Origin of the sequence: Anaerobiospirillum sp. NML120448 (assembly GCF_023050945.1) — a bacterium.
Taxonomy (GTDB): domain Bacteria; phylum Pseudomonadota; class Gammaproteobacteria; order Enterobacterales; family Succinivibrionaceae; genus Anaerobiospirillum.
On record NZ_JALKIM010000028.1, the window covers coordinates 20,873 to 45,582 of the forward strand.

Consider the following 24,710-nt stretch of genomic DNA (forward strand, 5'->3'; position numbering starts at 1 on the left):
CAGATGCTTCTTTGAGTGTATTTATTTTGAATTAGTAAGCGTGCTTTTGAGGCATAAGGCAATTGCCAAGCGTCACCTTATGCTTAAGAGCTGCTTTTCCCTATGCTTTAGACTTGGGTCATACCATTTCTTCAATTTTAACAATGCATATAAGTGAACGCTCCTTTGGAATGGTAAGTACGATTAGAGCATAAGTATGTTTGTCTTGTTCTGAATAAGCTAAGCCTTGAACTTGTTGAGCAGTGCAGACTTGCATTTAAGAATGCTTATCGCCCGCCCAGCTTTGTTCGTATGTAGTTGAATATGGTCTAATGCTTATACTTGCAAGTATGAGCATAAAGTTACGCCAAGGCTAAGGCTAATATTAGATTGCTTCTTAAAACCTACAACCATTGGCAACTCTACCTTAGACAATGAGCTCTAAAGTGATTCAGAGGAATATAGTCCGACTAGAGCATAAGTATGTCTGTCTTACTCTTACTACGCTAAGACTTGAACTAGTGGAGCATTGCAGGTTGCTAATCTTTTGTAGCCTTGATAACTTGCTTGCTGAGGTTTGGGCTAGGCTTGCTATGAGCATATTAAGTTCTGCAACATTCTTGCTTAAAGAGCTAATACTAATGGCGAGATTATTAGAACTAATGCAGTCCTCTATTGAAGTAGTAAACAACTTACTAAGGTCTATAGACTGGAGTTTAATCGCTCTATCAGCAGCGCAACTATTAGGCTGTGAAAAATCATTCCCTCTATCTCTTACAGCACCATTTATGCTAATTATTTCAAAGTCCTTAGCATCGAATTTCACGCCGTTTTGGTTAAGTAAAATAAGGGCTTTAGCTAACTTTTCTTGCAAGGACGCATTTTGAACAGTGATAGCGTCTAAAGCTGAGGTAATTTTCGATAGCTCTTTGGCTACTAGAGTATGGGCTTGCTCTTTAGCTTGAGTGATTACTTCTAGTTCAAAGCTGTTTCAAAACTCCATAAAAGAACTATACGAATGGCCTGAATCACTTCTTATAGGAGTGCCAGACGTACTATCGCTTTTTGTAATCACCAACCTCTAAGCAACTAGTTAGCTTGCTCTTGGGCTATTGGACTATTGGGACTACGGTATAGTTTACGAGTATCACAGCACATCAAATATCACTCTATTTTGCTATTAAGGCATATACCCACAAGTAATAATAGGATATCTCATTGAGCCATATTGTTGCTCAAATTTAAGGCTCCACAGGGCATTAGTGTTTGATATGATAGTCGGCTAGTTTCAGTTCATAATTGCATGAGTAATGGCTGCATTTAATTTAAAGTTGATAAAGAGTTGAGCTTTAGCTTTTGGCAAAGCTAATGTTTTATTCAACATTTGAGAACAGGCTAGCACTCTTTTCCTGCTAGAGCTTGATTTTATTGTCATAGGCAACGTTAGTGGTATGGGCTTAGTTGCTTTTGGTTGCGTTTGAATAAACACCAATAGGATATGAGCCTGATTGTTAAAGCTTTGTCTCTTACCATGTTTGGGAAGCAAAGCTTGACTGCCTCGAGCGGGCCAACTGATTGAGTGTTCTGCTAAGCACAAGGCCTATAGTGCTTGGTAGCGCCATAATCATTAAAAATGCCTGTCCTGGCAATCTTTTGGAGAACTGCAATAGCCATAGCATATTATTATTATGCAAGCAAGAGGCTTGTTCTTTATTGTGTTAAAAACAGGTTAGCACTCTTTTAGCTGCTATAGCAGGCTTTTATCGGATTAGACAACGTTTGGCGTGTGTGTTGATTCGCTTTCTCGTTAAAGCCTTGTTTGAAAGTAAAGTTTTGTAAACCGTTGCGCACAAGCTGGTAGCCTGGTAATCGAATTACCTATAGCACTCAGTAGCATCCTAATTATTTAATTGATGTTTGCTGCTTGCTTTTGAATAAACACCAATAGGATATTAGCCTTCTTATTAAAGCCTTGTTTCTTACCATGTTTGTCATGTTTGGTAAGTAAAGCTTGACTGTCTCGAGCGGGCGAACTGGTCGAGTATTCTGTTAATCAAATTGCCTATAGTGCTTGGTAGAGTGCTCATCCTTAAAGAGGTATGTACTTGCAAGCTTTTGGACAACTGCTATAGTCATAGCATATTAGTACGTATGCAAAACCCTTGTTATTTATCGCATTAATAGCGGCTAGCACTCTTTTACCTGCTATAGCAGGCCTTTATCGGATTAGACAACGTTTGGCGTGTGTATTGATTCGCTTTCTCTTTAAAGCCTTGTTTGAAAGTAAGGTTTTGTAAAACGTTGCGCACAAGCTGGTAGCCTGGTAATCGAATTACCTATAGCACTCAGTAGCATCCTAATTATTTAATTGATTTTTGCTGCTTGCTTTTGAATAAACACCAATAGGATATTAGCCTTCTTATTAATGCCTTGTTTCTTACCATGTTTGTCATGTTTGGTAAGTAAAGCTTGACTGTCTCGAGCTGGCGAACTGGTCGAGTATTCTGTTAATCAAATTGCCTATAGTGCTTGGTAGAGCGCTCATCCTTAAAGAGGTATGTACTTGCAATCTTTTGGACAACTGCAATAGCCTTAGCATAAGCATATTAGTACGTATGGAAGAGCCTTGTTCTTTATCGTGTTTTGAAAGTAAGTTTTAGCAGCCTCTTTAGGGCAAGCTGGCAATCTTGAGAATTATTGTTGGTGATTTAAGCACAACCCTTGGTCTAATACTTTATTGTCTTATCCATATTAAGCTTTATTAAGGCTTAAGTATGATGTATGGTCAGATGATATAAGGATTTTTTCTTAGAGCTTATTAGGCTTACTATGAAATTTTGCTAAATATCCATGTACAATATTTCCTAAATGTTTAGCTATAAAGGCTCTCTATCTCATTGTTAATACAGCATCTGTACCTTTACCATTACCTGTAAATGGTATTGGTGGCATTGTAATAGGTAAGACAGGATGAAACATCATAGTTTTAACGCTCATGGCACCCTATCTTAGTGCTATTACTTAGCAAGGTTTAGTTTATAGCCTATCTATAGCTTTTCAATTATGATTTCTTCTAGTTAAGGATATCTTATGCGTTGGTTCCCCGCTTTTAATTATATAGAAGCTCGCATGGCTCAAGCTCATTTGTTTGACCCATTAACAGAAAACATTGCTAAGTTTAAACAGACTCCAAATGAGGAAACCTTGTTCAAGATTACCCAAATTTTGGATGGTCTGTACGTCCCACATAATTTATCTTTGACCAAGAGCAATGATAATAGCCTTATCATTGCATATAAGCGCTATCGCTCATACGCCAGTGCAGTTGTAACCTTTAATTACTTAGGCCTTGGAACCAGCAAAGATAAGTACATTAATAATAGTGAGTACAGCTATTTTGATTTCTCTAATAAGCCAGTTAAAACTGAGGAGTCTGAGAATTATCAATACGACGATTATGAGGACTATGATATCGAAGATCCTTACGATCCATACTCAGCCACTTTATGGGACTTAGAGAATAATCTCACTGTAGAAGATGAGCTCAAGCTCTTTAATATTACAAATCAAGAGCTAAAGGACAATTTAGTATTTAACAATGATCCTTGCGGACGTTTACGCCAAATTTTTTGCTCTGAAGCAAAAGAACTACAATATTATTATGACTACTTACTAGGCGAAAGGCGTAACGATATTGATTGGAGGACTCATACCTTTGATGACGATAGAGTTCGTGAACGCATTTTTGAGTATGATCATTGCGATAAAGACTCTACTTTTAGCTGCCGATCCAATCAAAGCCAGACAGTAGAGCAATGGGCTCAGGAGCAAACAACCGATAAAGGCCAAGCTGCTCCTGTTTTTAAGCTCAACGATGAAACTAAGCTTTGCTATTTCCAACCTATGGAAAATAGCAAAGATCTACTTAGCTGGGTTAAGTTGTGTGATCTTTTCGTTGTTCACGGATGCTTAGTATCTTTTAGACGTGAACTCTACAGTAAGCTTACTCGTTTTGAAGTTTTTAAAAATGAAAGATTTGGTTGTACTCTGAGAAATTTTGATGTTAATTACTACAACCAACTGAGAGAGGATGCTATTGCGGCTGTTAATAGCTTTAGTGAACTCTCAGCTCAAGTCAACTCCAGCCAAGCAAGCGATCCAAGTTTTCTGCAAAAACTATCCACTGCCAGCATCATGCTCTATGTACGCATGAGCCGCTATATGGATCATTTTGAGTACGTATTGTCTGATGTTTTAGAGTACGAGTGTGATATTAACGATGAGTACAGCTGGAGTATTACCAGCAATTTCTTTAACTTCTACTCTACTTACGTTGCTATGCTAGACAATCTATCGCAATTGACCACAAGCTGCGTAAAGGCATCATTGACTCATGATACTAATGAGGTATGCGATAGTATTAGCAATCTTGCTCAAAGCTACGAGCAAGAAGTTGCAAAGCTTCCTATTCGTCTATATGAAGCATGTGCACCATATAGCTCAGGTTTTGAAACAGCTCAAGACATTCAAGTTAAGAACATTGACTTTAAGAGCATTTTGCAAAAGGTCTTTGGCTATCGTGATACCTTGCTGAGCAGCCACCTACCAATAGCTGCCATTGTTTCCTTTAGGGATGATTGCTCTTTAACAAACAAAATTAGTCACGCAAGTGATTATGAGGGGCAAGACTTTAGTAAGATCCTTTATCGTATTGAAGATAATAAGGATATTGAGCCTCTAAGCTATCTTGATAGTTTTAGCTTAACTGTGCCTACAGACGATAGTGTCATGCTAGCTCATTGTCTAACTTTAGCTGTTGATAATATCAACCAATTCTTTATCCGTACCTTAAAGCATTTAGGGCCAACCAAGAATTACTTGGCTTTCGATAACTGGTATCAAGAAGACCGAGAGCTTGCTGAGTTAATTTATCCTAAGTACCAAGAATTATTAACTAATTACAACTTTAGAGACCTCATACAAGCTCATAAAAATTGCTTTAGTTTATTAAGGATTATCATTGAGCATAAAGGACTCGATGGAGTTGATGCAGATGTTTTATCTAAAGAGCCTTACTATGCCTCTTTAAACGACACAATCTCAGAAACTATCAAAGCATTTACCTTTGAAATTCGTAATAATCATTTCTCTGAACCTCTAGGAGCCGCACTTGTTCTCTTAGATGACGAGCTGGTTAAATTATCTAATGCTTTAATTAATCTTCAAGAAGATTTACCTAGCGAGATACAATCAATTCTTGATAGCAATACTGCCGTTTTCTCAGGTGTTGCTGACTATAATTTCAAAAAATCTTTGCACCTAGTAAACATGGCAAGGCAATTTTTTAATCTTATGCTGTTAAAACAGTTAAATCAGGTTGAGCTAGCTAATGCTGCACGAGATGTCCTGCTTTTGAACAGCTATATTGCGCTCAAGCGTACTGCTCTTGATTGCTATTGCTATGCTAACTTCGAGACTAAAGAAAGCTTTATTGAACATATGGCTTATATCAGCTGTGTTCCTGCTGTAGCCAACTTTACCCTGCCATCAATGTTTGGTCTAGAAGCCCTTAAGCATTTAAACGCCTTAAATGGACAAGCTAACAAGAGCTATGAATTAAATGAGTGTCTTGGCTATCCTATGGTTAAAGAAGGCCTAAATGAGTACTTATTGTCCCAAAGCTTAGCTGTCATTAATTATGGCACCATGGCTGTTGCTTGTGAGTTAGCAATTTACTTATGTAATGCAAAAACTCAAAAAGAGCTTAAGAGCTCCTTTGATACTATCAATATAGTCATCAATGCCATTAAGTATATTAAGCAAACCAAGAACATTGACTACTTAATCAGTAATTTAAGTATCATACTTTCCGAGCCATTGCATTTTAGAGACTTGGCACAAGAAGTACTGGAACTAACTCAAGTTTTAGCAGCAACTATTACTCTGTTAGCACCAGTAAGCGCCAGATGCCAAAGCTTAAGTGATGCTGAGGTTTTACAACCATTACAGAAGATGCTAGAGGATTTATTAACAGATCCATTAAAAGTTCTTTCTGATATGAATCTCAATCAAGACCTTAATAAGGTTGATATTTGTGGGGAATTATCTTTATTTAATAAAGATTCCTGCTACTACCAGGCTCTTAGTGCAGAACACTTTATAGAATCAGTGCGCCATTACGAATATGGCCCTATTGGAAGCTTGCATTGTCATATCTTTGGTATTGAAATAGCAAAGCTCTTATCCCCAACTCCAAATAGAGTTAGCCCAGTACTCCGAGATGGTCGTTTAACAAATTGCGCCAAGCAATCAATCTTAAACCTTTTGGATAAAGAAACTTCCAAATTATATGGTGAAAAGCTCTTGAAAGGTTTATGCTGTAATTTAACCACTGTTCAAGCAACAATCAGCTCAAGAGCATATGCTACTGATAGCTTAATTAGCCAAGTTTTAAGCTTCTTAGCTGAATCAAAAACCAACACCTTTAAGTTAAAAATAGATAAGGCTGATAACAAGGCTGATGAGACCCTTGTATATTTTGCCCTAGCAGAGGATACCGTGGATACAGTTAAAACAGAGACCAAGCCTGATACTTCCAGTGAACAATTAACCCAGGCTGAGAATGCTGTCGTTGCAGCTGAGGCAGATGCCAAGGCTGATGCTAAGCCTAAGGCCAAGGCTAAGAGCACCCGCTCCAAGGCTAAAAAGGCTGATACCTCCAGCGAAGATTTAGCCCAGGCTGAGAGTGCTGCCGTTGCAGCTGAGGCAGCAGCTAAGGCTGATGCTAAGCCTAAGGCCAAGGCCAAGAGCACCCGCTCTAAAGCTAAAAAGGCTGATACTTCCAGTGAAGATTTAGCCCAGGCTGAGAGTGCTGCCGTTGCAGATGAAACAGCAGCCAAGGCTGATACCAAGCCTAAGGCCAAGAGCACCCGCTCTAAAGCTAAAAAGGCTGATACTTCCAGCGAAGATTTAGCCCAGGCTGAGAATGCTGTCGTTGCAGCTGAAACAGCAGCTAAGGATGACGCTAAACCTAAGACTGATTCCAAGCCTAAGGCCAAGGCTAAGAGCACCCGCTCCAAGGCTAAAAAGGCTGATACTTCCATCGCTGATGGTGGGCATGAATACGTATTAGTAGATGCTACTGACTATGGTGAGGATGAAGATTTCTTTAGTGGAGACACTACTAGTGACGTTCCGCTTTATAGCAACAAACGTGATGTGCTACAAGCTATTAAAAATAGTTTGAAAGCCCATAGAGAAGCGTTTGACAATGCCCAAGACCAAAACGAAAAATCAATGATTTCTCGTCGTTTGCAAATTATTAATGATTTCTTGAACAAAGGAATTATGCTGGCACGTGGATTTCATGTTTCTAAGGCTAAGTTTGAGCTATTTGCCGAAAAGATTGAAAGCTTATTTTTGAACACTCTTCATCAGGGTATGAAATACCAAGATGTAAGAGCACTGACAGAGATAATGCTTCTCTTTTTACAATATATCGAGCTAAGCCAGGGTGCTAGAAACTTTAATAATGGTCTTTCTTACTTGGCTAAGGTTAAATTTGAGTACATCGTTTCAGTAATTGAGCCTTAATAGCTCAACCCATTAGCCGCCCCCATCGCAACCTTACACTGTCAAAAGCTAAAGCTAAAGCTAAAGAACTAGCTTTAGCTTTAGTTTGAGGCTCTGAGCATGGGGGCAAGCTAAGAGTTTTAATGTGCTTTATGACTCTTCTGGCTCTAGCTGGGCTTTTACATGGATTTTATTGCTATCCTTCCTACCATGTAATGCTACAAACCAAAACTCTTATCACTCAATGCCACCTAACTTCTTAGAGATCAACACCTTTACCCGCATGTAAGATTTAGCCAACTAAAGGGCTGCTTTTGCTCAGAGGCTAGGAGCTTATGCAAAAAATGGTTTAGTATCGCCATTGAGTTGTTGAACGGTTGAGCGGGCGCTTTGTTTTGATGCTACCTACAGCTATGTTCCACACTTAAACCTCAAATACAGCATTAACTTGCCTGACTGCCTTGCAATGCTTAATAGCAAAGCTCTTGGTGCTAAATGCTGCCTTATTTCTTAGAGCTCAACGCTTTTACCAGCTTGTAATACTTGGCCTACTAAAGGGCTGCTTTTGCACTGATACTAAGCGCTTGTGATAAAAAAATGGGTTTAGTATCGCTATTGAATTGTTGAACGGTTGAGCGGGCGATTAGTATTGAACTAGCGCTTTTTCTAGGGAGCTATTTGCTACTATGTCCTACACCCAAAACCAAAAATAGAGCAATGATGCATAAGGCAAGGCCAACCCAATTCTTATCAATGATAAGTTTGATTATGGCCATGGCCACCAAACCTAAAACTAAGATAACTACACCATTCATAATATACACCTTGTTTAGCTAGCGCTCTTGTAGACATAAGTTAAGATAAGCTTACCATATTCTTGGCAAGCGCAAGATGTAAGATTAGGTTAAGTTGGGTCAGGTAAGATAAGGTAAGTAATAATCCTTATGAGCTTCCCTTCTTTTTAATTAAGACTCCCAACACAATAGAGTACTTGGTCTTGGCTTAAGACGAGGCTTTTCTATTCCTATACTTACAAGCCATGCCTAATTTGCTGATGGTGGTCTTGATTTATTTCCAATAATGGCCGCACATATGGCTACACATGATTGGTATATGCAGTCTTGCCTAATGATGGGCACGGCCTTTAGAGAGCATTTTGCTTTGCTTTGTTTGGTCTTACGTGCTTTTAGAGACATGACTGGTTTTGGTAAACTAAAGTTAATAGCTAAGTTTTCTTAAGGAAATATTGTGATATGTACTATTTTTTAGCTCACAAGAAATTATTAAGCCGCATGCTTGATTTAGGGCTTTTTGATGAGTTGTTTGCCAGCATTGAAAAATACACTGCTGGAGATGCTAATGCCAAGCGCTATCTTCAAGAGTGTGCTCAAGCATATGAGATTAATATTAACTTTCCTCGCAAGGACAAATTTACCAAGGAGCTTCATTTTTCCTTGTTTTTTGAGGCAATTTATAATTACATTAATATCAGCTCCATTCATGTAATGTATACCCTCTTAACAGAGAAGAACGATATCTACTACTTTGATGGTAATCTTGAGGATATTGAGGCAACCTTAAATAAGATAACTGATGAGCACTTAAATCAGGTTCTTGAATGCCTCGATTATAATGTTCTGTTAGATTATGATTTTGCTAAATTCAAAGTAACTGTTGAAGAGGAAGATCTTAAGCATTATGTTGAGAACCTTCCTAAGGCTCGCAGTATTTATGACCTAAACCTACCGCCAGACTTTCCTTTCACTGCATTTGAAAACTTTAGGTATTTAGGCTATAGCAATGAAGCTTTAAACTCAAAGTTTGGCTATTTAAATAATACTGCCTACGACCTTCTGCAACCAAAGAATAAGTTTAATGCAAATTCCGCTACCAGCGCTCATAAAAGACGAGTCAATAAGCGCACTGCTAAGGCTAAAGAAGTTTCCAACAAAATCGCTGCTGCAAACTTAGGCTATCGCTTGAGCGATGACCTGCCTTTGAGCTATTTCCAGCCAAGCAAAAGCGCTGACTTTGGCTTTAACCTAATTAAAAACTTAGATCTCTTTGGCTTACATTTAATCTTAGTAGCTCAAAGAAGAAAGTTTTATTTCGAAGCTACCTTGTGCGACGAATACAGATGCAACTTTGATCCCCTTGAGCACCTTGATCTCAATACGTTAGTGTCTTTACATGATAAGGCCGTTAAGGCTTGCCAAGCTTATCAAGCAGCATGCTCATCACAAACCAATACACCGCAATTGCATACTAAGTGTTTCAGTACCTATCTTGTGCGCAACGCTGCTTTGGCTGAATATGCAGGATTTTACAATAATTTATTTGCAGACTTTGGCTTATTTAGCTATCAGCTTAACCATGACGATCAACCTTGGTTTATTACAAAACTTTTTTATAATCTCAATCTTGTATATGAGCCATTAATCAATTTTTGTCAGGATAGCTGCAAAAAAGAGCTCTTGTTTTTATTTACCAATAGCCCTAATAAAGCACTTGATGTCATGCGCAATTTTGATAATAGCCTCATTGAGGTGCTTAACAAGCGTGCACCTTTGACCATTTATCAAGCTTGCTCTAAATTTGCCTCAACTTTCAACAGCATTGAGTCAACCCATCCACTGACAGCTGACTTTAAAGACATTGCTCAAAAAGTTTTAAATTACTCTCAAGAGCTTAAGGTTGTTTACCCTCAATTCCCATTTCCAATTGAGTTGGATAATTATGTTTATACTCCACATAATTACCATTTTGATCGCAACCAGACAGCTCTAATAATAAAAGACAGTTTTTCCCTTAATGCCCCTTCCAAGTTTAACCTTTGCTCTCAAGTTCTAAAGTTAAACCTGAATCTTAATGATTACGCACTCATTTTTAATTGTTTATCGATAGTTTTAGATACGATTAACGATGCTCACCTACAATTATTTGCTTTTAAGAGTGATAATCAAGGCATGCCCGCTCTATTTAATTGGTATGGAGATAACAGCAATGAAGTTGATGCCATCTTCCCTATCTATAAGAAATGGTGCGCACTCCCTGTAGTGGCCAAATTAGCTGATGCACATAAGCACTGCTTAGAGTTGCTGGTTCTTATTATGGATCTTAAAGGTGAGCTTCATGAGCTTTATCAAGACCCTTACTTTGTGCAATTGCTCAAGAACACTGATTCTTATGACGAAAAGTTTGCTCAATCGTTAAATGATGACCAAACACTATCAAAAGAACCAACTAAGCTTAGCTCACAAGACAATGTGCTTTTAAATAAGGCTACTGTTAACTTTTTAAACTACGTAAATGAGTTTACTAAAAACTATTATGAGCTCTTAGATACTTCTGTAGATTTCGTTAACGAAATTGTGGGCAATATCCCAAACAATTCTAGAATTACTTACTACTCTGTGATTAATGGTATGAAGCTTATATTAAGCTTTGTCCATTATTTCTCTTACAGTTTGATAGTAAATCTTGGTGATATTCCTCAAGAGCTTAAAACTAAGTTTGCTAGCCATGAGCAAGACTACGAAAACTCAAAGATTAATGTCCTTTTCTACAATAGCATTAAAGAAGTTATCTTCATTTTTTCAGGCAAGACCATAAACAATTTTACCCGTAGTTACTCATCCTATTGGAACTATCAAGAGGCTGACTCCTTTAAGAAATACTATTCTCTAGTATGCCCTGATATACGTTTAGGTTTGTTGCATAAAGCTGATACCTACGCTTTACTTGCTATGGAGCGCTTATTAGCTCTTAATCCTAACTTAGATGCCAAGGACATAGTAAAGATTAAGCAATCTGTTGTCTGTGAAAATGATTTTTCACAACTGGCCATTAGGTTTGCAGCTAATCTCACATATATAGTGCTTAGCTCTATAGGATGTTGTTTAGTTAATTACATTGCCAAACTAACTACTAAAAAGAGTGTGGTTGCACATATAAATGAAATTAATCTTCTAGTCAGCCTCGTTAAGCGTTTATCGACTACGGCTCCTTTAGAGGGTTATGCTCTTTCTTTGCGCTCTCAAGCTAATGCTGATAATAATTTCCTAATGGAAAATTATGAGTTTAGAGCCGTTTTGGGGCAATACCTCGGTCCATTAAAATTTGCCACCCAGGTTGTTTTACACCCTAACTATGCAGACTTTAAACTCACTGCAATAAACCATGATAATTTCTTAATAAGATGTATTGATTTCTTCGAGCAACTACTGGCAGAACCTAAAACAGTATTAAGTTATCTCAACCCTCTTGAGCTTAAAAAGCATATATTTAAACTCCCTGAGGTAAGAAATGTTTCATCTGCTCCTTTTTATGGCCCTGTAGTGTTTAATTTCCCTAATTACTCAAAGGCAGTCTTAAAAGAAACCAATGATGATAAAAATACAGTTGGCGTATTTTTAACTTTATTTGGAAAAGAATTTACCGAAGCACTTCACCCACGTGTTTACTTTGAGCAGGTCGCACCTAATACCAATTGTCTCAATTTTTACCCTCATCATATGAGAAAGATTGAATGTAAGCCTATTGTTGCCAAAGCGCTCAATGAAATGCTTACAGAGTTAAGTGACGATGCTATTGCGAGCGCCCTTGAGTCAATTGACATTTATCAGGGTATTGATAAGAGCGTTGATAATTGGAACGCTTTAGAATATGACATTCGAGCTTATCCATACTTTGGAGAACCATTCTATAGTGCTCCTGCTCAAGCCCCAGTGGATGAGACTGAGGACAAGAGTGAGGCTGATGATGGTTTTGGCGATAATGATGGTGAGGGTGACGCTCCACTTGCTCGCAACAAGAATGATGTCCTACAAGAGCTCGAAAATAATTTGAAAGCCCATAGAACCGCCTTAGACAAGGCTCAAGACCAAGACGAAATATCAAAGCTATCTCGCCGTTTGGCCATGATTGATGACTTCTTGTTCAAAGCAATGATGCTAGCACGTGGATTTCATTCTGCTAAGGTAGACTTTGAGATATTTACTGACAGAGCCTCTGAACTCTATTGTAGCTTTGTATATCAGGGAATGCATATAGAAGAAGTTCAGGCACTCTCATCAGTCATGCTTCTCTTTTTAGACTATATTGAGCTGATCTGGTCTGAAAGAGCCTTTAATAATAATCTTTGCAACGTGGCTAAGGTCAAAGCTGATTATATCCCTTAAGGAATTGAGCCTTAATACGCTCAAACTGTTATCTGCCTCCATCGCAACCATTATCCAAAGCTAAAGCTTGTGCTTTTGCTTTTGCTCGAAGCATGGGGGCAAGCTAATAATTTTAATGAGCCTTATGAAAAGCCTAGCTCTCATGTTTTTTCACATGAATTTTATTGCTATTATATTGTTGACTTATGCAACACTAAGGCAATTTTTAACCAAGGGAAATATTCTAATATGTACTTTTTTTTAGCTCACATCAAAATATTAAGCCGCATGCTTGAATTGGGGCTTTTTGATGAGTTTTTTGCCAGCCTTGAAAAATACACTAATGGTGATGTCCAAGCAAAGAGCTATCTCCAAGAATGCGCTCAGGCTTATAATATTAATATCAACTTTCCTCGCAAGGACAAGTTTACCAAGGATATTAATTTCGAATTATTTTTTGAAGGTATCTACGGTTACGTTCATTCACACTCAATGCATGTATTGTATACCCTTTTAGAAGAGAATGATGGTTTCAACTATTACGAGGAAAATCCTGAGGATATTCCAGACTTGTTAGACCATGTATCAGATGAGGAGTTAAAAGAGGTTGTTGAAAATCTGGATTATGATGATATCTATGACTCTGCTTTTGAATGCCTCGAAGACACTATCGATGAACAAGACCTGCAAGATTATACTGACGATCTTCCTGAGGCAAAGAAGCTTTTTACTGCAAACTGCTCCAAGGACTATCCATTTTTCTTTTTCGAAGACTGTAAGTTCTTAGGTTTGAATAAGAGCTCTTTATTTACAAAGTTTAGCTCTTTAAATTTAACTGCTCATGATCTATTGCAGCAGCAGCAGAAAAATAAATCAAATGCCATTTCTGCTACCAGTGCTCACAAAAGACGTGTCAAGAAGCAATCTGCTAAGACCAAAGGAGTTACCAATCAGGTAGCTGGTGTAAACTTAGGCTATCGCTTAAGCGATGACCTACCTTTGAGCTACTTCCAGCCAAGCAAAAACGCAGACTTTGGCTTTAACCTTGTTAAAAACATTGATCTTTTTGGCCTACATTTACTCTTAGTGGCCCAAAGAAGAAAGTATCATTTTGAAACTACTTTAAGCGATGAATATAGAGGTGACTATGATGCCATTGCTGACATTGACCTTAATGAATTAGTGTCTCTACATGACAGCGCTGTAAAGGCTTGTCAAGAGTATCAAACTGCTTACTCAGCAGCAATTACTGCTCCGCAATTGAGAACCAAGTGCTTTGGAGCCTTTCTCAACCGCAACCATGCCTTAGTTGAATACGCTCGCTACTACAATGAAATTTTTGCCGAACTAAACATCCACATTCATCAGATCAATGATGATGACCATCCGTGGTTTATTTCCAAAAAGTTTTTCAATCTTAATTTGATATCCGAGCCTATATTCTGGTTTTGCGACATTTGCTATGACTACGATCTCTTTTATTTATTTACCAATAGTCCAAAAAGAGCTCTCGATTTCATGCGCAATATGGACAACAAACTCATTGAGGATCTCAATAAGTGTGCTCCTATGACCATTTATCAAGCTTGCTCTAAATTTGCTTCTACTTTTGACAGCATTGAATCAACACATCCTCTGGTGGTTGATTTTAAGGCTATTGCTCAAAAAGTATTAAATTACTCTCAAGAGCTTGAATCCATTGGCTATCTAAAGTTTCCTTATGCCATTGAGTTGGATAATTACACTTATCAACCAGGTACTTACCATATTGACTTTAATTACTCATGTCAGATTAAGAGAGAATTTGATTTAGATCCTGATAAATTCAATACTCGTTCTAAAACATTAAAGCTAAACTGCCAGCCAAATGATTATGTGTTCATTTTTAGTGGCCTGTCTTTACTATTAGACGCAATCAACGATTATCACATACAGCTCTTTGCTTTTAAAACCAAGACTCAGGGCATTCCTGCCATATTTAATTGGTATGGCGACAACAGCAAAGATGTTGATATCATCTTCCCTATCTACAAGCAGTGGTGCAACCACCCTATAGTGGCAAAATTAGCTGATACGCATAAGCGTTGCTTTGAGCTGTTGGTTCTTATTATGGATCTTAAAGGTGATCTTCGTGAGCTTTATCAAGACCCATACTTTGTTACCCTGCTTAAGCAAACAGACTCTTATGATGAAGAATTTGCTAGCTCTTTGGCTAACAACAATGAGGATGACGCTGGGGATGCACCAAAGCTTACCAAGCAAGAAAATGTTCTTTTAAATAAAGCCATTGTTAACTTTTTAAAAACCGTTGATGAGTTTGGCCAAAGCTTTTTTGAGTTTACTCATAATTCAATCCCTTTTGTTAACGAAATTTTTGCTCAAGCTCCTAATTCATTTCAGCTTTACTACAACTCAATTGTTGCAAAACTAAATAATATACTGAGCGTCGTGTATTATTTTTCTAACAGTTTGATTATTAGCTTAGATAATGTTCCTCAGGAGCTGGCAGTAAATTTTGCTAAGCATAAGCAAGACTACGAAAACTCTGAGATTAATGCTCTTTTCTATCAAAACATTAAAGAAACTATCTTTATCTTCTTGGGCAAAATTATGTGCAATTTTGCCCGTCATTACTCATCATTCTGGAACTACCAGGACTTAGCATCTTTTAAGAAGTACTACACATTAGTATGCGCAGACCAGCGCACAGATATCATATATGATGCTGATTTCTTCTCTATTTTAGGTATTGATCGTATGTTAACGCTAAATCCTAACTTAGATGAAAAGGAAGTAGCAAAAGTTAAACAGTCTCTTGTCTGTGAGCACTTATTTTTAAGAATGCTCATTGAATCATTGGACTCGCTCTCTTATCAAGTGCTCTGTTGTATAGGCTGTTGCTTAGTTAATTATGTTGCCAAACTTACTACCAAAAAGAGTGTAGTTGAGCATATTGATGAAATTAATGTGTTGCTGAGCATTACCAAGCATATAAAGAGCTTAGCTCCTTTAAAAGGCCAAGGTATTTCTCTACATTCACAAGCAGTGATAGAACACTTTTTCTTAACTGAAAACGATGAGTTTAGAGAGATTATTAATAAATATCTCACTGCTATGAAGTTTGCTACCAAGGCTGTTTTACACCCTGACTATACAGAGTTTAAACTCGATAGCTTAAATCATGAAAACTTCTTAGTAAGATATGTTTATTTCTTGGAACAGCTACTTGCAGATCCAGCAACAGTATTAACTTATATTAATCCTGATGCCATCAGAGAGCATGCTTTTGTCCTTACCAGGGGTGTATATGCCTCCACTGCACCATTTTACGGTCCTGTGGTATTAAATGTTCCTGTTTGCACTACCCCTATTATGGACGAACATAGCTATTACAAGAATACTGTTCCAGTATTTTTAACCTTATTTGGCAAGGAGTTTACCGAAACTTTCCATCCTCGTGTATTCTCTGAGAATCTTGAGCCAGGCTCTGATATTAGCGAATATTTCTCTTACAGAAAGAAAGCCATTCAATGTAAGCCTGTTGTTGAACGAGCTCTCAATCAATTGCTTAAAGAGGTCAGCGATGAGTCCATTGCCAACGCTCTTGAGTCAATTGATATTTATCAAGGCGTGGACATGAGCGCTGATAATTGGAGCTACGAGGAGTATAGCAATCAGGTTAAAAAGAACATTGAAACTCCTATTTGCAAGGATGATGAAGACGAGGACGAGGACTATGACGATGACGATATTGATTTTTTTAATCTGCCAGCTGATCCAAATTTAATGGAGCTCATACTGGCAATGAGGGCTTTTGAAAGAACTTTTAAGAATTAATAAAGCTGCATTAGCATAGCTAAATCAATTAATAATCCTGACCTCTGACACCTCCTCTAGGCTAACTTCTCTAAGTTTTACAGGAGGTGTCATTTCTTTATGAGCAAAGCTCTTTTCTATCTTTATTTCCCCTACCTTTTGCTAATTAGTAATGGCAAAAATTAAGCACTGCTTATATGCCATACACCTTACCAAAGGCAAGCTCACATTGTTTTCTATAAAAGCTTATAGGTAGGCTTATATGAAGGCTTCCATACCCAAATTGTCTAGGAGTACCTTTAATGCTTACAATATTAGCCTTATCTCTGACATAGGGGAGACATTCAATTATTTACGTTAAACTAACAGTTTTGTTGTATGTTGAGGGTCATTTATACGAATTTATTACCTTCCCAACGCAAAATCTAAGCAAAATTTGATAAATAACCAACTGTCTCCCCTATGTCTGTTATCTCCAAAAGAATAGTATTTAATTGCATTTTTCTATTTAAATTTTAGCTTTTAGTAAAATTTTTCCCGAGGCAGCATCAAAAAATATTGCACAATTGTCTATTGACCTCAAAAAGCTATTATTCACCCTGCCTACTCTTTGCTACTTACCATCATCATTAATGTTGATTGAAAAAATTGCCTGCATTATGGGAAATAAATAAGTTTGCTTGGTATTATTTAATTTTGTATTAGACATAAGGGAGTCAATCAAAAAGTTAAGTTAAACTAACATTGTTGATTGCAAGTCGGCGGTCATTTATCAAAGATTGGGGTCTGCTCAATCACAACAGCTAAGCCCTGAACTATGCATACTAAAACAACCTCGAAACAGTTTTGCCTTATATATCATGTTTATCAAAAAATCGTATAGCTTACCTAACAATAGGTTAACCTCTAATCTTGTGCCATGAAAACTTGATATATATGGGATTTTATTAAAATTTGTTGTTTGGAGATTACTTTAGAATGCACAGTTGAGCCAAGCTCATTGTGATAAATAACCACTTGTTTCCCCCTATATCTGATTTATGCAACATTAAGACAAATTTTTCTGTAGGAATTATTCTGATATGTACTTGTTTTTAGCTCACAAGAAATTATTAAGCCGAATGCTTAAATTGGGGCTTTTTGATGAGTTCTTTACAAACATTGAACAATACACATCTGGAGATGCTTCGGCAAAGAGCTATCTTCAAGAGTGTGCTCAGCCATATGAAATTAATATTAACTTTCCTCGCAAGGACACATTTACTAAGGATATTAATTTCTCCTTATTTTTTGATGGTATTAACGCTTATGTGGATTTACACTCGATCCATGTCATGTATACCCTTTTATTAGATGAGGGCTTAGACTACACAGATGATCGTTGTGAAATTTTCTATTGTTTAGATGATGTATCTGACGAGCAGTTAAAACAGGTTCTTGAAGATCTGGATTTTGATGCACTCCATGAAGATAGTTTTGATGAACTTCGATTCCTTCTTGAAGGAGAAGACCTGCAAGATTATATTGACTATCTTCCTGAGCCAGAGCATCTTGATTTTGACAGATGCTCTGAGGACTATCCATTTACTTTTTTTGAAGATGTAAGACACTTAGATTTTTCTGAGGATGATTTAGTAGCAAAGTTCGACTTTTTGAATTTTACTGCTAAAGATCTCTTGAAGCAGATGAACAAGTCAAATGCCAACTCTGCTACCAGTGCTCACAAAAGACGAGTAAAGAAAAGCTCTGCTAAGGCCAAAGCTATTACCAATAAGGTAGCTGCTGTCAACTTAGGCTATCGCTTAAGTGATGACTTGCCTTTTAGCTATTTCCAGCCAAGCAAAAACGCTGACTTTGGCTTTAACCTTGTTAAAAACCTTGATCTCTTTGGCTTACATTTAATCTTAGTAGCCCAAAGAAGAAAGTATCATTTTGAAACTACTTTAGGCGATGAGTATAGAGGCAACTATGATGCCATTGCTGACATTGACCTTAATGAATTAGTGTCTTTACATGACAGCGCAGTTAAGGCTTGTCAAGAGTATCAAACAGCTTGCTCAGCAGTAACAAATGGCATGCAATTTAGATCCAAGTGTTTAGGTGCCTATCTTAACCGCAACAATGCCTTAGCTGAATACGCACGCTTCTATATTGAAATCTTTGATGAACTAAGTGTATACGACCATCAAATTAATGATGATAAACATCCATGGTTTTATTCCAAAAAGTTCTTCAATCTTAATTTGATAGCTGAGCCTCTATTCTGGTTTTGTGATACTTGCTATACCAAGGATCTCTTCTATTTATTTTCCAATAGCCCGAATAAAGCTATTGATTACATGCGCCATAGAGACAATGACCTCCTTGAGGACTTCAACGATAATGCTCCTATGACCATTTATCAAGCTTGTTCTAAATTTGCCTCCACTTTTGATAGCATTGAGTCAACTCATCCTGTGACGGCTGATTTTAAGGCTATTGCTCAAAAGGTGTTAAATTACTCTCAAGAGCTTGAATCCATTGGTTGTCTCAAGTTTCCATATACCATTGAGCTTGATAACTACAGTTATCAACCAGGTACTTACAAATTTGAACTTAGTCAAACATACCAACTCAAAAGAGACTTTGCGGTAGCGTTAGCGCCTAATACATTCGATATTCACTCTAAAACGCTCCAGCTAAACTGCCAGCCAAATGATTATGTATTCATTTTTAGTTGCCTGTCTTTACTATTAGACGCAATCAATGATCATCATATACAACTATTTGCTTTTAAGACCAAAACTCAAGGCATTCCTGCCATATTTAATTGGTATGGCGACAATAGCAAAGATGTTGATGTTATCTACCCTCTTTATGAGCAGTGGCGCAACCACCCTATAGTGGCTAAATTAGCTGATGCGCATAAGCGTTGCTTTGAGCTATTGGTTCTTATTATGGATCTTAAAGGTGAGCTTAATGAGCTTTATCAAGACCCATACTTTGTTGCATTACTCAAGATCACAGATTCTTACGATGAAGAATTTGCTAACTCTTTGGCTAACAACAATGAGGATGATGCTGGGCTTAGCACTCAAGAAAACGTGCTATTAAATAAGGCCATTGTTAACTTTTTAAAGACCGTTGATGAGTTTAGCCAGAGCTTTTTTGAGTTTACTCATACTTCTATCCTTTTTGTTAACGAAATTTTTGCTCAAGCGCCTAAAAAAACTCAGTCTTACTACAACTCAATTGTTGCAAGACTTAAGAACATAACTTACATTGTCCAATATTTCTCTAACAGTTTGATTGTCAGCTTAGATAATGTCCCAGAGGAACTTAAGCCAAATTTTGCTAACCATAAGCAAGATTACGAAAACTCTGCGATTAATGCTCTTTTCTATCAAAGCATCAAAGAGACTATCTTTATCCTCTTTGGCAAAATGATGTGCAATTTTGCGCGCCCTTACTCTTCATACTGGAACTACCAAGATATAGAGTCTTTTAAGAAGTACTACTCTTTGGTATGCGCAGACATTCGTAATGAATCAGTTTATGATATGGATTACTTTGCTATATTTGGCCTTGATCGTATGTTAGCGCTCAACCCTAACTTAGATGCAAAGGAAGTGGCAAAAGTTAAGCAATCTTTTGTTTGTGAACACGTATTTATACAAGTACTCATTAACTATGTGTCTAAGCTCTTGTATCAAGTACTGTGTTGTATAGGTTGTTGCTTGGTTAATTATGTGGCCAAACTTACTACTAAAAAGAGTTTGGTTGAACACATTGATGAAGTTAATGTGTTAGTAAGCATTATCCATAAGCTAAAGAGCTTAGCCCCTTTAAAAGATCATGCTACTTCTTTGTATTCACAAGCAGGCGAAGAGCACTTTTTCTTAACAGAAAATAATGAGTTTAGAGAGATTGTTGGTCAATATCTCAATACCTTGAAATTGGCTACTCAGGCTGTTTTACACCCTAACTATGCTGATTTTAAACTCGATAGCTTAAATCATGAGAATTTCTTAGTAAGAAGTGTTTATTTCTTTGAGCAGTTGCTCGCAGATCCTGCAACAGTATTAACCTATATTATTCCTGATGCTATCAAGGAGCATGCTATGGGCATTTCAAAGGGAGTATATGCTTCCTCTGCTCCGTTCTATGGGCCTGTAGTATTTAATTTTCCTACTTGCACTCGCCATATTATGGAAGAAGCTGCTGTTAAAAAGAACAACGTTCCTGTATTTTTAAGCTTATTTGGCAAAGAGTTCACTGAAACTTTCCATCCTTGTGTTCACTTTAGGGGTATTGAGCCTGGCACTGATTGCAATAAATATTTCTCTCCTAGCAAGCACCAAATAAAATGTAAGCCTGTTGTTGAACGAGCTCTAAATCAATTGCTTAAAGAGGTCAGTGATGACTTCATTGCCAGCTCTCTTGAGTCAATTGATATTTATCAAGGTGTTGACATGAGCGTTGATAATTGGAGCTATGAGGAATTTATCAAACAAACTACCTCAAACATTAAAACCACTTATGAAATGGATGACGCAATCGATGATTTTGTTGAAAACACATTTGGTTGGGCTATAAATACCGAAGAACAACTTAGACTATCTAAACCTAAGCTTGAACTACTATCACTGTTTAAAGCAACTTTACTTTTCCATCAGTCATCATTGTCAAATCCTGAATCTGATGATGCTCGAGAATTTACCATTCGCTGCATAAAAAATGCAGATGGCTTTTTGGATAAAGCAATTTTGATAGCTCGCGAATGTAGAGCTAATCATGATACGCTTGCTAAGGCTAGCGACAAGATTACCAGTATTTATCCTACCTATTTAAGACCAGGTATGCACATGGCAGAAGTAAAGTTTCTTCAAGCCACGATGACATTTTTCTTAAAATATATTGAATGTGGCTATGATGATCCAACCTTTAATAATGATCTTAATCTCGTAGCTAAAGTAAAAGATTCTTTTATGAAAACAATCTTTATGAAGTAGCAGCTGTCACAGCTAAGCTCAAGATATTTTAAGCATTCTACATACATCTTGAAACCTAAGATTTGCCTTAACTAAATAAGGTGCACTCTAAGGTACCACTGATGGTAGAAAGCTTATAAATGATTTATTTAAGCCATTGTTCAATGCTTGTTGGGCAGATTATCTAAAGATTATAATCGCTCACAATCCATATACTCATGGGTTTACTATGCAAGCACGACAATGGCTTTTTCATTATGATTTTACTCTTAGACCTACCCTTTCCTAATTTAGTTGCCTTTAGGCTTCACCAAGAAGCTCCTCTTATAAAATCCCTATGACAGCCAATTATAGTTGTAATGGCACCAATCAAGGTATGGAAGCTCTAAGCTCACACTTATGAGCTAATTGCTCTTACTACCAGGAACTAAGAACTTAGCTTAGCTTAGCTTAGCTTAGCTGATATAGCTTTTTTCATACGATTACCGTCACGACAATAAGTGTTTATGGTGGTAATAGATAGATAGAGTTCTATAATTAAAGAGCGATAAGGCTAAAGGTAATCTCTTAGGCCTGTATATTGATTCCATCCTAAACCGCAGGAGGTTTATATGGTCGATAGTAAAAAACGCTCCAATCTTTCGGCAAAAGCTTTGGCTAATAGAAAGTTCTTAATTTCCTCTTGGTCATCATGCTTTCCCAAGCGCCCGCCCTCAAATAAGCAAGAACTCTATGCTAATGCTAAAGAGTATTACGCAAAGCTTAATAATGGCGGAATATTTACTTGTTCTGGTGGTGATTTATCTGCCTGCATTCACGAGCTCAAAGAGATCTACAAGAGCTCTAACCCTAATACTCTCTTAAGCAGTTCTCGCTATGATCCCAACGCTGTTCCTAATAGCAATCTCAATGTTGCCCTTGATGAGCTGGGCAATGAACTGACAAGAGTAGCAACGGACTATCAAAACTATTTGATTAAGTCTGTTTCAATGATTGTTGGTAGCCAGATTAACTTTAAACTGCACTCCATTATGGAGCAAAACCAAGAAGCTAAAGTAAAGCTTGAAAAAGCCCTCGCTCTCTTAAGAGCAAACAACATTGAGTTTGATGCTTGTGAGTTTGCTCTGTCTGAGCCAAGAGCTCCCCCTCTTGATAAGCATTTAAACCATGCTCCATACCATCATGAGGCTACTTTCTGCCACAGTATGGCCAACAAAAGCCAGCAAGCTTTAAATGCTGTATTGCACAATGTAATCCCAGTCTTAGATCAATCTATTGATAAGCTCCTAAAGGACAGCTCTGACTTAGCCACGAAAGTAGCAACTAATGCTGACAAGCCACCTTATGAGCAAGCTAACCTGCCAGCAGCTGCTAATGCCGATACAACCACAGACAAAGACACAGCCACTGCCACTGCCTCAGCTGTAGCGGCCAAGGGCTCAACCCCATCATCAACAGATCAATCCCTTAGCCATAATCTTGCAAGTAGTATTAGCTCTCTAAATAGTAATATCACTGAGCTTAACAAGCTTCTTGCAAACATGACTACAGCCTTGGTAAACAGCAACGGCAAAAACAAAGACAAAGACAAGCAACCCGTTTAAGTACCAAAAGATGCCGATTAAGCACTCCAGTATCTTTAGCTATTGCAGATGCAGATGCAGTTGCTAATGCATATGCTGCTAAAACATAGCCATCGGAAAAACAAGTCTTTAATCGATGCTGCTAAGTCGGCCTTACTGGTGCAGTTAATAATAGAGCGGGCGGGCGCTCCTTTTAAGCTTACTAAGAGGCCCTCAAAAGTTACGCCTCATATGAGGCCATCTAAGTTGAGCCTTAGGGCTTAAGAGTTAAGAGAATCGAACTTTTCCACCTAACAAGATCAACTAATACTGCTTTAAAGCACCCGCCCTTGCCCCTATAATTTGCTACACAATTCCCATTCGACAAGCTCATGAGCGCTCGCCAAGATATCATAGCTTGTGCTTTAAATCTTGCCCATGCTTGGCATTACTTAGCTTGTCTTAGATTTGATTTGATTTGATTTGATTTGATTCGATTAGATTAGCGTGGCTTGGCTTAGCTGGGCTTACATTCCTAATAAGCAAGCCTGATACGCAATTTACAGTTCTGTTCAAGTTCGATGGTGTTTACTTTGATTGTGAGCACAGAGGTCATATGGAGCATACATACTAAATGAGCTTTGTTTTACCTCTCAGAGACCCGTCCTGCCTGACATGCCCTCTTCCTGGCTCGCTTTACTTTCTTAGTTTATTGTTTGCTTGTTTACTTACTTATTTACTTAGTTAGTTAGTTAGTTGCATGTATGCTGGCTTGCATATATGCTTGCTTACCACTCTTAAGTAGTTCCTAAAAAATAGCAATGTTCGCCACTGACAATACTGGTTGTGAATACTTATTTCAGGGGCCATCAATTAGAAAATCTGCTTTGCAGACAGCTATGTTTTTAGCTTTGTTTGTTTTGCCCCTAATTGCTTACCACCTACTCCCTACCACGAACCACCAGCAAGCATTGCTTAGAAGTGAAATTGAACTTACATTGCCTCTCTTATCTCAACCTTAGCCTGTAAGCTTTTGCACACAGTAGTTATGGAAGCTGGGGATGGATCTGGGGGTGAGGCTTTATCTGGAGCTAAGTCAAGGCAAGTTAATCCCATAGCGAGGATGGGAATGAGTTTTCAATTTGGCGATTTACAAGCTTTTATGATTTATGTTCAAGCTAACGCAAACGGCCTGTCTTGGACTAAAGAGGGCACTCTAATTGACAGTCAAAAGGCAAAGACTCGACATGAGCTTTTAGGTAGACCTTAGCCTCAACACATCCCATGGCCTTGTAAAAAGCTTGGCTCTCTACTGCACTGTGAGCTGAGATATAAAGCTTATGAGCACCTCTTTCTTTGGCCCATGCTTTAGCAATCAAAAATAATTGCTTACCAATGCCATTATTTCTCATATCTTCTGAAACATGGATACTAGACAGGTCGCAGTAGCGATGCTCATCATTAAAGATCTCAGCTTCCACTGAGACAAAGCCTTTGAGCTTACCTTCGTAAAAAGCACCATAAACTATAGTAAACGACATAAATAATTAGGTAATAAATAAGCTTAGTACTACATTCATGTTAAAATAGTTTTAGGTATAGCTCAATATAGTCTCTTAACATGAAAGTACGTAAATTTAAAACTGATATTG

The 24,710-nt window shown here is 37.7% G+C and carries 6 protein-coding genes; 5 read left to right on the forward strand and 1 reads right to left on the reverse strand.

Going from position 1 to position 24,710, the window contains the following annotated elements:
* The first annotated feature begins 3,069 nt into the window (after positions 1-3,069).
* From MXE38_RS06450 to MXE38_RS06470, 5 genes are all read left to right on the forward strand, one after another.
* Entirely contained in the window at positions 3,070-7,572 is a 4,503-nt protein-coding gene (locus MXE38_RS06450) for a hypothetical protein (protein WP_246913321.1), read from the forward strand.
* 1,232 nt (positions 7,573-8,804) lie between these two features.
* Complete coding sequence (locus tag MXE38_RS06455) at positions 8,805-12,731, forward strand: hypothetical protein (protein WP_246913322.1); 3,927 nt, start codon at positions 8,805-8,807, stop codon at positions 12,729-12,731.
* A gap of 228 nt (positions 12,732-12,959) precedes the next feature.
* Complete coding sequence (locus MXE38_RS06460) at positions 12,960-16,547, forward strand: hypothetical protein (protein ID WP_246913323.1); 3,588 nt, start codon at positions 12,960-12,962, stop codon at positions 16,545-16,547.
* A gap of 1,061 nt (positions 16,548-17,608) precedes the next feature.
* Positions 17,609-21,517 carry a hypothetical protein gene (locus tag MXE38_RS06465; protein WP_246913324.1) on the forward strand — a complete coding sequence of 1,303 codons (3,909 nt, stop codon included), beginning with the start codon at positions 17,609-17,611 and terminating at the stop codon, positions 21,515-21,517.
* Positions 21,518-22,107: 590 nt separating this feature from the next.
* Complete coding sequence (locus MXE38_RS06470; protein ID WP_246913326.1) at positions 22,108-23,100, forward strand: hypothetical protein; 993 nt, start codon at positions 22,108-22,110, stop codon at positions 23,098-23,100.
* A gap of 1,160 nt (positions 23,101-24,260) precedes the next feature.
* On the opposite strand, the gene MXE38_RS06475 is transcribed toward MXE38_RS06470, so the two are convergent.
* On the reverse strand, positions 24,261-24,599 hold the full coding sequence (locus MXE38_RS06475) for a GNAT family N-acetyltransferase (RefSeq protein ID WP_246913327.1): 339 nt from the start codon (positions 24,597-24,599) through the stop codon (positions 24,261-24,263).
* Between the last annotated feature and the right edge of the window lie 111 nt (positions 24,600-24,710).